The following is a 13,027-nucleotide window of genomic DNA, read 5'->3' as shown; positions in this document are numbered from 1 at the left end:
ACTGCCTCCGCGGATGCATTTCTGGATTGCTTCGCTTCGCTCGCAATGACGATAATCGGGACTTCTTCGTCATGTCCCTGATCGGCCGCCTGATCGTCATCTTCGTCGGCTTTCTCGCCGCCTGTGTCGTCGGCGGCATGATCATCGTCGTCGCGCTGCTGTTTCCGGAATTCGCCGATCTCGGCGCCGGTCCGGTCGATCAGGGCACGATCGACATCCTGCTTGGCTTCGGCTTCATCTTCGTCTCGGGTTTTGCCCTGGTGCCGGCGGCGGTGATCGTCGCGATCACCGAAGCGCTCTACATCCGCAGCGCGCTCGCCTACGCCGTCGGCGGCGGCCTGGTCGGGCTCGCCTGCTATCTCGGCCTCGTTCCGTTCCATTCCGACACGTTACAGTTCGAGGGTATCGTACGGCGTCACCTGGAAATCATGACCGGCGCGGGCATCGTTGCCGGCGTGGTCTACTGGCTGATCGCCGGCCGCAACGCCGGCGCCTGGCGCATCCCGCCGCCCCCACGGAAACCACCGCCGCCGCTGCCATCGAATTCAAGGCCGGATGCGCGGTGAGTTTCTTACCCTCCCCTGGAGGGGGAGGGTCGGATCGCATCATCGATGCGATCCGGGGTGGGGTGACAGACTATCCTCGATGGCGGTGTCCAGGACTGGAGTTTAGAGACGAACGAGAGACCATTTGTGTGGCGTCACCCCACCTCGCTCGCGCTTCGCGCGATCGATCTTCCCCTCCAGGGGAGGATGGGCACTTTCTGCGGGGTTTCCATCCTCTTCCCACTCCGCTAAACCGCGCGCCATGAACCGGACTGGACTCTTCATCGCCCTGGCGCTGTGGCTCGTGATCGGCGTCGTCTTCGGCCTCTATCCCGAGCTCGACCTCAAGCTCGCTTCGCTGTTCTTCGATCCCGCGACCAAGACGTTTCCGCTCAAGCTGAACTTGTGGGCCGGCTTTGCGCGCGATGCGGCGATGTGGATCGCCTGGGCCTTTGCCCTTCCCTCGATCGTCGCGCTCGTGGTCAAGATGATCCGGCCCGACCGGCCGCTGATGGTGCCGGGGCGTACGGTCATCTTCCTGCTGGTGACGATGACCATGTCGGCCGGCATTTTGACCAACCTGACGTTCAAGAATTATTGGGGCCGTCCGCGTCCGGTGGTGGTGACCGAGTTTGCCGGCGATCAGCAATTCGTGCCGTGGTGGGATCCGCGCGGCGGCTGCGGGCGCAATTGCTCGTTCTTCTCCGGCGAAGGGGCGACGGCATTCTGGACGCTGGCGCCGGCCGCGCTGGCGCCGCCGGCGTGGCGGCCGCTCGCTTATGCTGCCGCCGTGGTGTTCGGCGCCGTGACCAGCGGGCTGCGCATGGCCTTCGGCGGCCACTTCTTCACCGACGTGTCCATCGCCGGCCTCGTCACCTTCGTCGTGATCTGGTTCGCCTACGCGCTGATCTACCGCTGGCCGCGGACGCGGTTCTCGGACGAGGCGGTCGATGCCGCCCTGACCCGGCTGAACATGCCCGCTTACCGGCTCCGCCAGCGCCTGTTCGGCCGCAAGACCGGCCCCGAGCCCTCGGTTTGAGCCATTAAAGGGGTGCCGAGCCCCGCGAAATTTGATATTCGCGCGGTCGAACCCACTCGTCACATCAGCTTGAGACCCGATTGGAAGCCCCATGACCACGATCCTGAAAAGCCTGCCCAAGGGTGAGAAAGTCGGCATTGCTTTTTCGGGCGGCCTCGACACCTCTGCGGCGCTGCTCTGGATGAAGCAGAAGGGGGCGCGCTGCTACGCCTACACCGCCAATCTCGGCCAGCCGGATGAAGCCGACTACAACGAGATCCCGCGCAAGGCGATGGAGTTCGGCGCCGAGAACGCGCGCCTGGTCGATTGCCGCACGCAGCTGGTCCATGAAGGCATCGCCGCGATCCAGTCGGGCGCCTTCCATATCTCGACCGGTGGCATCACCTATTTCAACACCACGCCGCTCGGCCGCGCCGTCACCGGCACGATGCTGGTCGCGGCGATGAAGGAAGACGGCGTTAACATCTGGGGCGACGGCTCGACCTTCAAGGGCAACGACATCGAGCGCTTCTACCGCTACGGCCTGCTCACCAATCCCGGTCTGAAGATCTACAAGCCATGGCTCGACCAGCAGTTCATCGACGAGCTCGGCGGCCGCGCCGAGATGTCGGCGTTCATGACCGCGCAGGGCTTTGCCTACAAGATGAGCGCCGAGAAGGCGTATTCGACCGACAGCAATCTGCTCGGCGCCACGCACGAGGCCAAGGATCTCGAAAGCCTCGACAGCGGCATCAAGATCGTCAACCCGATCATGGGCGTGCCGTTCTGGCGCGACGATTGCGCCGTCAAGGCGGAGAAGGTCGTGGTGCGCTTCGAGGAGGGCCAGCCCACGGCTCTCAACGGCCGGACCTTCTCCGATCCCGTCGCGCTGTTCCTCGAAGCCAACGCGATCGGCGGCCGCCACGGCCTCGGCATGAGCGACCAGATCGAGAACCGCATCATCGAGGCCAAGAGCCGCGGCATCTATGAGGCGCCTGGCATGGCGCTGCTGCACATCGCCTATGAGCGCCTCGTCACCGGCATCCACAACGAGGACACGATCGAGCAGTATCGCATCAGCGGCATGCGCCTGGGGCGCCTGCTCTATCAGGGCCGCTGGTTCGATTCGCAGGCCCTGATGCTGCGCGAAACCGCCCAGCGCTGGGTCGCCCGCGCCGTCACCGGCGAGGTGACCCTGGAGCTGCGCCGCGGCAACGACTATTCGATCCTCAACACCGAGAGCCCCAACCTTACCTATGCGCCGGAGCGGCTCAGCATGGAAAAGGTGGAGGACGCCGCCTTCACGCCGGCCGACCGCATCGGCCAGCTCACCATGCGCAACCTCGACATCGCCGACACCCGCACCAAGCTCGGTCTCTATTCGAAGACCGGCCTGTTGTCGGGCACTGAAGGCTCGCAGATCTTCCGGCTGGAGAGCGACAAGGGCTGAGGCTTTCCGTAGCCCGGATGGAGCGAAAGCGAAATCCGGGGCCGCTGCCAGGCCGATGGATTCCCGGATTGCGCTTCGCTCCATCCGGGCTACGAGCTTAATGACGCTGTCATTCTCGACCGCTACGCTTCCACTTCTGTTGGAAACGGGATTGCGGAGCATCGCACATGGTCAGGGGATCGGCACTCGCCTCTCTCATCGTTCTCTGTTGGGCATCATCATCGTCGGCGCAGACGATCTATCCGATCGATCGTGCCGAGATCCTCGCGGGAGCCAAGTTCGACTTCAAGGTCGAGCTTCCCGGGCTGGTCGATCCCGCCAAGTTGAAGGTGATGGTGAACGGCGCGGATTATGCGGCCGCGTTCGGCCGTTCCGGGAGCTTCATCGAGCGCGAGGACGGCAAGGAGCAGTCGGCCTTGGTCCTGCGCGACGTCACGCTGACCAAGCCCGGCAGCATTGTGGTGGACGTGACCGACGGCACGCGCCAGCGCAGCGTCACATGGACGGTTTACGACACCGGCGCGCGCAAGGCGAAGAACGTCATCCTGTTCATCGGTGACGGCATGTCGCCGGCGCATCGGGTCGCAGCGCGAATCCTGTCCAAGGGCATTTCGGAAGGCAAGAGCCGCGGCAAGCTCGCCATCGACGACATGCCGCATATGGCGCTGGTGGCAACCGCCGGCTCGGACTCGATCATCACGGATTCCGCGAACTCGGCGAGCGCCTATGCGACCGGGCACAAGAGCGCCGTCAATGCCCTCGGCGTCTATGCCGACCGCACCGCAAGCCCGCTCGACGATCCCAAGGTCGAAACCATCAGCAGCCTTGCCAAGAGGCAGCTCGGCATGGCGATCGGTGTCGTCACCAATACCGAGATCGAAGACGCGACGCCGGCGGCGATGGTCGCGCACACCCGCCGGCGCGCCGCCTATGACGACATCGTCGAGCAGTTCTTCGCGGCAAAGCCGGATGTGATGATGGGCGGCGGCAGCGCGAATTTTCTGCCGAAGTCGGCTGCCGGCTCCAAGCGCAAGGACGAGACCGATTACATGGCGAAGTTTCGCGATGCCGGCTATCAGGTGGCGACCACGGCGGGCGAGCTCAGCGCGTCTGCCGCAAGACAGGAGACGAGCAGGCTGCTCGGCCTGTTCGCCACCGGCAACATGGACGGCGCACTGGACCGCAAATTCCTCAAGGGCGGCGGCGTCAAGAAATTTCCCGAGCAGCCTGATCTGACCGAGCAGGTGCAGGCGGCGCTGAAAATCCTCGCGAAGAACGAAGCCGGCTTCTTCTTGATGGTCGAATCCGGAATGATCGACAAATACGCGCATCTGCTCGACATGGAGCGCGCCGTCTACGACACGATCATGCTCGACAACGCGGTGCGTCAGACGCGCGAATGGGCGCGCGCACGCGGCGACGACACCCTGATCCTGGTGCTGGCCGATCACAATCATCCCAACAGCCTCGTCGGCACGGTGAATGACGACATGGGCACGACGCCCAACGTGCCCTTGCGCGAGCGCGTCGGGGTCTACGATCAAGCCGGATTTCCCAACTATCCCGCGCCGGATGCGGAAGGTTATCCGTCACGCATCGACGTCAGCCGGCGGCTTGCCATCTTCTCGGCGAGCCTGCCCGATCATTACGAGACGTTCCGTCCGAAGCTCGACAATCCCAACGAGCCGACCGTCAAGGCCGGTGACGACGGCACCTTCAAGGCCAACGACAAATACAAGGAGGTCCCGGGCGCGGTGCTGCGCCCCGGCAATCTGTCGTCGCTGGTCGGCGCCAGCGTGCATTCGGGCGAGGACGTCATCCTGACCGCGACCGGACCGGGGAGCGAGCGCGTGTACGGCTCGATGGACAATACCGAAGTATTCCGTGTCATGGCCGATGCGTTGGGATTGGCTGCGCGACAATGATGGCGGGCAACTGCCAACCTGGGCACAATTGCATTCCTGCCGCAGGCGAGCGCGGCAGGGCGGACCGCCCTGGTTCGCTCACGTTCTATGAATTCAGGTCGAGTGAGGCGGCGTGAAGACCAGCTTCACGCAGCTGCGGAAGAGCATGATTTGCCGCTCCAGCCGCTTCGGGTCGTTGAGCGTCTTCGACATGATGATTGCGCCGTCGACCACGCACGAGATCATCTCCGCGAGATCGTCGAGGTCGATCGGCTCGCGGGGCGGATAGACCGCGGCGATGCCGTCGAGAATCTCGCGGAAGTGCGCATTCCAGCTCCGGACCGATTGCGCAGTCAGATCGCGAACATCGCGGTCGAACAGGCGCTCCTGATAGCAGATGCTGGCGATCAGGCAGCCGGGATGGCCGTTCGGCAGATCGGCCATGACTTCGGCGAGTAGTTTCAGCGAGATCAGGAACGACTGCAGCGGGTCGTCGGAGAGCTCACGTCCGCGCCTGAAGATCTCGTCGAACAGGCGGTCATTCGTATCCACGTAGCGGCGCAGCATCTCCCGTGCGAGCGCGTTCTTGTCCCTGAAGTGATAGAAGAAGCCGCTCTTGGTCAGTCCGGCCTCGGCAATGACCTCCTCGATCGAGGTGGCGCCGAAGCCCTTTGCGAGCACCGCCGCTTCCGCGATCTCGAGAATGCGCTCGCGCGTCGCTTCGCCCTTTCCCATCGATGTCTCCAGAACTGTACCGACGGTATGGAAATTGGCCCTTGGGGCCAAGGACCCCTCCGAGTAACTCGTGCAAATCTTTGATTTGTCTCCGCTTGCGGGTGGAAGTTCAGCCGCACCACGCGCCTTCTAGAGCGACGCGACATTATGCGGCACCAAATGCCGCGACCGAACACGGGCATGGCGCGACCGAGTGAAGAGAGCGAGCCCGTCCAAATGATGGAGCGATCAATGGCCAGATACAGACATGGTCTGCCGCAGCGCGGCGGCGGTATTTTCCTGACCGACGGCGGCATGGAAACAACCCTTATCTTTCACCACGGGCTGGAGCTGCCCCACTTCGCGGCATTCGTGCTGCTCGACAGCGCGGATGGCCGCGCGCATTTGAGGCAGTACTACGAAGCCTACCTGCGTGTCGCGCAGCAGCATGGGCTCGGCTTTGTCCTCGACAGTCCGACCTGGCGCGCCAACCCTGATTGGGGCGCCAAGCTCGGCTATGATGCGGCCAGGCTCGAGGCCATCAACATGCGGGCCATCCGCTTCCTCGACGAATTGCGCGGCGCTTGGGAGTCCCCCACCACGCCTTGCGTCATCAACGGCGCGATCGGTCCGCAAGGCGACGGCTACAAGGCCGGCAACATGGACGCGGCGGAGGCGGAAGCCTACCACTCTGGCCAGATCACGGCCTTCGCCGAGGCAGGCGCCGACATGGTGACTGCATTCACGCTGAACAGCATCAACGAAGCCGTGGGCGTGGTCCGTGCAGCCAAAAGGCAGGACATTCCGGTCGCGATCTCTTTCACGGTCGAAACCGATGGTCGCCTCGTCCGGGGAGAGTCGCTGCGCGAGGCGATCGAGGCGGTAGACGACGCAACTGAACGGGCTTGCGAATACTTCCTGATCAATTGCGCGCACCCAACTCACTTCGAGAGTGCACTCGCCACAGGCGAGGCGTGGGTTCAGCGCATCCACGGCATCAGAGCCAACGCATCGGTCAAGAGCCACGCCGAGCTCGACCAATCGGAGGCGCTAGACAGTGGTGATCCCGCAGATCTCGGCCGCCGCTACCGGTTGCTCAGGCGCGCATTTCCCGGCATGCGCATTCTCGGCGGCTGTTGCGGCACTGATCACCGGCATGTTGCCGCGGTTTGTGAGGCATGTCTGCCGTCGGAAGCAATGACGGCGTGATAAGAAAAATGGCCGGGATTGCTCCCGGCCATTGTCTTCTTGCGGAGGTCTTACTGGCGCGGCGGAGGCGCCGCATTGGCCTGGCCGCCATTGAGCAACGGCGTGATGCGGCGGACGGTGACGCGCCGGTTGATCAGGCTCGGGCCTTGCGTCTGCTCCTTCAGATACTGCTCGCCATAGCCCTGCGACGTCAGGTTCTCCGCGGGCACACCGAATTGCTGCGTCAGCAATTCGGCTGCGGCCTGCGCGCGGCGGTCTGACAGCGACAGATTGTCGACCTCGTTGCCGACCGCATCGGTGTGGCCCTCGATCAGGAACACCTCCTGCGGATTGGCCTGGAGCGCCTGGTTGATGCCGTCGGCGATCACTTGAAGCCGCGCCGCCTGATCCGGCGGAATGGTCCACGATCCGGTCTCGAAGTTGATCGTGTTGACGTCGATGCTCGGCATCTGCATGCGAACATTCGGGCTGTAGCGGATCTCCTCGAGCGAGTAGCGCCGATCGATCCGCTGCACCGGCGGAGCCCGCATCGTTTCGTAGATCACCTCCGGCGGCGCCTCCTGGGCGTCGACGATGTAGCGATCGTAGGGAATGCTGACCACCGGCGGCGGCACGTCGACGTAGAAGCCGCCGACCGCCCGCGGATCGCGGTAGGTGTTGTCGATGATCACGATCTCGCGTCCGCGCGGGTCTCTGCGGATACGACGCAGCAGCGAGCCGTCCGGCCCGACCACAGTGATGATCTCGCTGCCATCGGGACGGATCACGACGGTGCGGGTCTCGCCGCCGACGGTGTCGGTGCGGATGTCGCGGGCGCCGTAGCGGAAGCGATAGAGATCGTTGCCGCGGACATAGGCCTGCCCGCCCGGATCGCGGATGATGATGCGGTCCGGCTCGGTGTAGACGGTGCGGCCGCCTTCGACGACCTCGCGTCGCTGGTTATGGAGATCGGCGATGGTGGCGCCGATCACGGCGCCGGCCACCACGCCGGCACCGATCGCGAGCGGCGTCAGGTCACGCTGTTGCGGACGCGGCGGCGGCGGCAAGGGCGCTGCGACCGTCGGCGCGGCGCGGAACGCCGGCGCGACCGTCGGCGGCGCGTATTGCGCCCTGTTCGGCGGTGGCGCTGCGGCGGGCGTGCCGGGGACGACCGTGGGCGCGGCGGCACCGGCCGGAGCTGCTGGCCGGGGCGGCAGGCTACCGGCCTGGGGCGGCGCAGCCGGAGTCCCGGCAGCGGGCGCGCCGGCGGGAGGCGTTCCACCCTGCTGTCCGGGGGCTGGCGTCGCCGTCGGGGCCGGGGTTGCGCCGGGCGCGGGCGTTGCCGCCCCCGGACGTCCGGCCGGCGGCGGGGATGTGCTGCCCGGTGCGGGCGTCGCCGTTGGAGCGGGCGTGGCGCCAGGGGTCGGGGATCCAGCCGGGGTGGCGGCGCGCCGGGGCGCCCGGGCGGCGGTGTACCGGGGCGTCCAGCCGGCGGGACGCCGGGTGTGCCGCCCGGAGCCGGCGTTGCGGTCGGCGCGGGTGTCGTCGTCCGTGTGGGTGTCGCCGTCGGAGCCGGCGTAGCTGCCGGCGCAGGCGCGCCCGGTCGGGCCGTGGGCGCAGCTGTCGGCGCAGGCGGTGTTGCGGTCGGCGCCGTCGCGCCGGGGCGGGCCGTGGGTGTAGCCGTCGGAGCGGGCGGTGTTGCCGTCGGTGCAGGCGCAGGGGTCGGCCGGGCCGGCGGAGCCGCTGCCGGAGGCGGCGGAGGGGACGGGGTCGGGCGAGCCGCCGGCGGCGGGGTGGGGGCGTGCTGCTGCGGCGCCGCCGCGGGAGGCGGTGCTGGCGGCGGGGGAGTCGGGCGTGCGGCAGGCGGCGGTGCCGGCGGCGTGGGAGCTGGGCGCGCAGCAGGGGGCGCCGGAGGCGGCGGTGTCGGCGCGTGCTGCTGCGGGGCAGCTGCCGGTGGCGGCGAAGGCTGCTTCGGAGCCGCAGGCGGCGGCGGGGGCGGCGGAGGCGCCGGACGGGCCGCAGGGGGAGGCGGAGGCGGGGCTGCCGGGCGCGGCGGAGCGGCTGCCGGCGGAGGAGCTGCAGGCGGGTGGGGCGGTGCTGCCGCGGGCGGCGGAGCCGCGGGGCGCGCGGGCGCTGCAGGCGGCGCGGCTCCCGGCGGTCCCTTCGGCGGCTGCTTCGGTTTTCCGTCAGGGCCCGTCTCTTGCGGCTGGGCCTGCGCGACCACGAGCGGTGCGGTGTCTTGCGCATGCGATGCGGTGTTGGCCAATTGCATCGCGGTCAGAGCCGTCGTCGCAAGCAGCACGAAACGAAGGTTGGTCATGGTGGTGAACTTCCCCGGAAGGTTCTTTGTCGAAGTGTCGTGATGAACGGCTACGCGTTAGGCCGCATTGTGGCGGGCGATGCAACCGCGGCCCGATTTATTTCTGCACGCAAATCATCTCACTATGGCAACGTTCATTGCGCATTCAGACGCCGGTTGCAATCGCCCGCACGTGATGCTCCCCCATCATGGGTGATGCGGCACGACGTTGCGTCCGTCGCAGGATTGGGCGTGAGCGGTCCATTCGGGCCGCGCGATGGAATCTCTTCTGGCATGCGACCCGGCAATTCGTCGGGCTGCGGCGGCGAGCCGGGCTCGCGCACCGGCGGCGTGATTTCGGGCTGCGGATTGCCGGGCGGGATTCCGGGCGGTGGCTCAGTTGGCGTACCGGGCGTCGAGGGCGGAATCTCGGGCGGTTCGATCGGCATCGGCACCATCGGGATCGTTGTCCAGAGAACAACAACGAAGGTGCCGCACCGATGTTCCGCGTCACATCGCGTCGAAGCGCGGTTTATTCCGGCGTGTGGCAGACCGCCTCGATATTGTGGCCGTCGGGATCGAGCACGAAGGCGCCGTAATAGTTCGCGTGATAATGCGGGCGGATGCCGGGCGGGCCGTTGTCGCGGCCGCCGGCTGCCATCGCCGTCTTGTAGAACGCATCGACCGTGGCGCGGTCCTTGGCGCGGATGGCGATATGCACCGGCTTGTTCATCGCGCCTTCGCCGCCGATCCAGAAATCGGGCTTGCCCTCGGCGCCGAAGCCTGCGGCGGCAGCGTGACCGGTCTGCTCGGCCGTGACTTCCATGATCAGACTGTAGCCGAGCGGCGCCAGCGCCTTCGCATAGAACGCCTTGGCGCGCTCATAGTCGGAGACGGAGAAACCCAAATGATCGATCATCGCAACCTCCCTTGTTCGTCCCTGTCAGCGGGACAGAAACGTATTGCTTCGTGTCTTGCGCACGATCGTAAAGCCGCGTCCGACCATGTCGGCAATACAATCCTGCTGCCATTCGTTTTGTGACAGATGCTCGATCACCACCGCGCGTGGCCACAGCGACTGCGTCGCGTCGCGGAAGAAGCCGATCAGCACGCGGTCCTCAAAGCCCTCGACGTCGATCTTGAGCGAATCGACCTGGCCGACGCCGGCCTCCTCCAGAATGCGCACCAAGCGCAGCGACGGCACCTTGATGGCTTCGACACTCGCCTTGCCGGTGACGACGTGGGTGGCGCCGAGATTGCCGCCGCCGCTCTCGATCATCAGCTCGCCGTCGCTGTCGCCCGCGGCGGCCTGCACGAGGCGCACCTGCGGCGCCTTCGACGCGACGTGGTTGAATGAGAGCCGTGCGAAGGTCAGCGGATGCGGCTCGATCGCCACCACTTTTCCGGACGGCCCGACTTGCCGCGCCATCACCAGTGCAAAAGTGCCGACATTGGCGCCGACATCGACGAACGTGCCGTCCGCCGGGGTGTGCTGGCGCAGGAAGTCGAGCTCGTCGAGATTGTAGTCGGGATTGAACAGCGCGCCGCGCTCGGTCGCGCTGCCCTGGTGATAGAAACGGAACGAGGCGCCCTGATATTGCACGTCGACAGGGCCGCTGCGCAGCAGGTTGACCAGCCGCGACATCCAGGGCCGGAACGCGCCGCGCTTCAGCCCGGATCGTTGAGCGAGGCGGATGATTGCGGCCTGCGCCGCATTGGGCGCGAACGCGCCGAACGGCGCGGACGAAGGGGCATTGTCTGACGTCAAGCAGCAGATCCTCGTTGCAGGCGGCGCATGCATAGCCGGTTTTTATGGGGACTCCAACGCTCGATCACAGTCGGTAGCCCGGATGGAGCGCAGCGTAATCCGGGATTCTCATCGCGCGGATGGACCTCCCCGGATTGCGCTGCGCTCCATCCAGGCTACGGATCACGCCGCCTTCTTTGGAGCCTTGCGCTGCCGCAAGAATCGCCCGAGCAGCCGGCGCCTGCCCTTGGGCGGAATCAGATCGATATCGCTGACGAGCTTGGCGCCGCCCTTGCGGCGCTCCAGTACGATCTTGCGGCTGTGAAAGGCTTCCAGCTCGGCGCGATGCGCGACGCTGACGATGGTCGCCTTCGGCAGTTCGTCGGTGACCATTTTCATCATCTTGTCCTGGCTTTTCTCGTCGAGCGCCGAGGTCGCTTCATCGAGCACAACAATGTCGGGCTTGTGCAGCAGCAGCCGCGCGAAGGCGAGACGCTGCTTCTCGCCGCCCGACAGCGTCTGGTCCCAGGGGCCTTCCTCCTCGATCTTCTCCTTGAGATGCTTGAGTCCGACCTTGTGCAGGACTTCCCCGATTTCCTCGACGGTCCAATCCTCTGCGGCCCCGGGATAGGCGACGGCGCGACGCAACGATCCCGTGGGTACGTAGGGCCGCTGCGGCAACATGAACAGCCGCCGGTCGGGATGGAGATTGACGCTTCCGTCGCCCCATGGCCATAGCCCCGCAATGGCGCGCACCAGCGTGCTCTTGCCGGTGCCGGATTCGCCGGCGACCAGGAGCCGCTCGCCGGGCTCGATCACAACTTCGGTTTCGCCGACCACCGCGGTGCCGTCATCGAGCGTGACGGAGAGATCGTGCAGCTCCAGCATCGCCTCATTGTGTGTCTCGCCGCGCTGGATGCGGCCGAGGCCGTCGCCCTGCTCGGCGCGCTCGAGGCCGTCAAGCGACAACATCAGCGAGGCGATGCGGCGCGCGCAGGCGTTCCAGTCGGCGAGCCGCGGATAATTGTCGACCAGCCAGCCGAACGCGCTCTGCACGATGGTGAAGGCCGAGGCCGCCTGCATCACCTGCCCCAGCGTCATGCTCCCGTCGAGGAATTTTGGCGCGCAGAGCAGAAGCGGCACGACCGGCGCAACGAGGCTCGATCCTTGCGACACCAGCGTGGTGCGCATGTGCTGGCCGGCAAGCCGCGCCCATTGCCGCAAGACGCTGCTGAAGTTGCGGTCGATGCCGTCGCGCTCCTCCTCCTCGCCGCCGAGCAGGGCGATGCTCTCGCCGTTCTCGCGCACGCGTGTCAGCGTGTAGCGGAAGTCGGCCTCGGCCTGGTTCTTGTCCTCCGAGACCTGCACGAAGCGCCGGCCGATCACCGTGATCGATCCGGATGCGATCGCGGCATAGAGGATCGCGGCGATCACGAGGAAGCCGGGAATAGTCACCGACGCGCCGCCGAGCGTGACGGTCAGCGCGCCGCCGATGGTCCAGAGCACGACGATGAAGGTCGCGGCCGACAGCAGCGCCGAGGTGACGCCAGCAATGAAATCGACCGGCGCGTCGGTCGCAATCCGCAGATCCTCCGCGATCCGGTATTCGGGATTGTCGTGATCGCCGCCGACGAGATTGAGCTGGTAGTAGCGGCCGTTCTTGAGCCACCGCGTCAGCACGCTCGCGGTCAGCCAGGCGCGCCAGCGTCGCTGGATGCCCATGCGCGCGAACACCTGCACGACTGCGAGCACGATGCTGCCGATCGCGAGCGGGAAGAACATTGCGGTGAGATGGAAGACACTTGCCGCATCGCGCTTCTCGATGGCGTCGAAGATCGCGCGATTCCAGACATTGATGCCGTATTGGAAGCCGACCGTCAGCACGATCAGCAGGCCGAGACCGATCGAGAGCGGCCAGGCAAGGCGGTCGCCGTTGCGGCCCCAGAAACCGCGGGCGCTGATCCAGAACCGCGTCAGCAGATAATCCTTGCGGACCTGCTCGGCTTCCTCGGGTGACAGTTCGGGGTCGGGTTCGACCAGCTCGGGTGGCGGCGGTGTCACGTTATCGCCGTTCTCGTCTTTGATATCGATGATGGGCGGCTTTTTGCCCTGTTCGCGTGTCGCGGCCGGCTTATGCATGAGCGGACAACGCGAAGGGAACT

Annotated in this window: 11 protein-coding genes; 5 read left to right on the top strand and 6 right to left on the bottom strand. The window is 66.2% G+C overall.

The genetic code is table 11. The features are described from left to right. The first annotated feature begins 71 nt into the window (after positions 1 to 71). The 4 genes from N2604_RS00270 to N2604_RS00255 all read left to right on the top strand — a co-directional run bounded on the left by N2604_RS00270 (position 72) and on the right by N2604_RS00255 (position 4,938). Positions 72 to 566, top strand: a complete 495-nt coding sequence (locus N2604_RS00270; RefSeq protein WP_260373305.1) for a hypothetical protein — start codon at positions 72 to 74, stop codon at positions 564 to 566. A 241-nt stretch (positions 567 to 807) separates the two neighbouring features. Then, complete coding sequence (locus N2604_RS00265) at positions 808 to 1,584, top strand: phosphatase PAP2 family protein (RefSeq protein ID WP_260373304.1); 777 nt, start codon at positions 808 to 810, stop codon at positions 1,582 to 1,584. A gap of 91 nt (positions 1,585 to 1,675) precedes the next feature. Beyond that, the gene (argG, locus tag N2604_RS00260; protein WP_260373303.1) at positions 1,676 to 3,013 is read left to right on the top strand and encodes an argininosuccinate synthase; all 1,338 of its coding nucleotides are present in this window, start codon (positions 1,676 to 1,678) and stop codon (positions 3,011 to 3,013) included. A gap of 167 nt (positions 3,014 to 3,180) precedes the next feature. Beyond that, entirely contained in the window at positions 3,181 to 4,938 is a 1,758-nt protein-coding gene (locus N2604_RS00255) for an alkaline phosphatase (RefSeq protein ID WP_260373302.1), read from the top strand. Between the two features lie 93 nt (positions 4,939 to 5,031). On the opposite strand, the gene N2604_RS00250 is transcribed toward N2604_RS00255, so the two are convergent. Continuing rightward, positions 5,032 to 5,652 carry a TetR/AcrR family transcriptional regulator gene (locus N2604_RS00250; RefSeq protein ID WP_260373301.1) on the bottom strand — a complete coding sequence of 207 codons (621 nt, stop codon included), beginning with the start codon at positions 5,650 to 5,652 and terminating at the stop codon, positions 5,032 to 5,034. 231 nt (positions 5,653 to 5,883) lie between these two features. On the opposite strand from N2604_RS00250, the gene N2604_RS00245 reads away from it, so the two are divergent. Next, complete coding sequence (locus N2604_RS00245; RefSeq protein WP_260373300.1) at positions 5,884 to 6,840, top strand: homocysteine S-methyltransferase family protein; 957 nt, start codon at positions 5,884 to 5,886, stop codon at positions 6,838 to 6,840. A gap of 50 nt (positions 6,841 to 6,890) precedes the next feature. Here N2604_RS00245 and N2604_RS39360 read toward each other — a convergent pair whose 3' ends face one another. From N2604_RS39360 to N2604_RS00220, 5 genes are all read right to left on the bottom strand, one after another. Next, positions 6,891 to 7,886: an OmpA family protein gene (locus N2604_RS39360; protein ID WP_311739784.1), complete on the bottom strand. Its 996-nt coding sequence runs from the start codon at positions 7,884 to 7,886 to the stop codon at positions 6,891 to 6,893. A 1,387-nt stretch (positions 7,887 to 9,273) separates the two neighbouring features. Further along, positions 9,274 to 9,567, bottom strand: a complete 294-nt coding sequence (locus tag N2604_RS00235; protein WP_260373299.1) for a hypothetical protein — start codon at positions 9,565 to 9,567, stop codon at positions 9,274 to 9,276. Between the two features lie 83 nt (positions 9,568 to 9,650). After that, positions 9,651 to 10,037 carry a VOC family protein gene (locus N2604_RS00230; RefSeq protein WP_260373298.1) on the bottom strand — a complete coding sequence of 129 codons (387 nt, stop codon included), beginning with the start codon at positions 10,035 to 10,037 and terminating at the stop codon, positions 9,651 to 9,653. Positions 10,038 to 10,061: 24 nt separating this feature from the next. After that, positions 10,062 to 10,886, bottom strand: coding sequence for an FkbM family methyltransferase (locus tag N2604_RS00225; protein ID WP_260373297.1), 825 nt, complete (start codon positions 10,884 to 10,886; stop codon positions 10,062 to 10,064). A 162-nt stretch (positions 10,887 to 11,048) separates the two neighbouring features. Next, on the bottom strand, positions 11,049 to 13,004 hold the full coding sequence (locus N2604_RS00220) for an ABC transporter ATP-binding protein/permease (RefSeq protein ID WP_260373296.1): 1,956 nt from the start codon (positions 13,002 to 13,004) through the stop codon (positions 11,049 to 11,051). Positions 13,005 to 13,027 lie beyond the last annotated feature (23 nt).

The organism is Bradyrhizobium sp. CB1015 (assembly GCF_025200925.1).
GTDB lineage: Bacteria > Pseudomonadota > Alphaproteobacteria > Rhizobiales > Xanthobacteraceae > Bradyrhizobium.
This window is presented reverse-complemented; position numbering and strand designations above follow the sequence as displayed.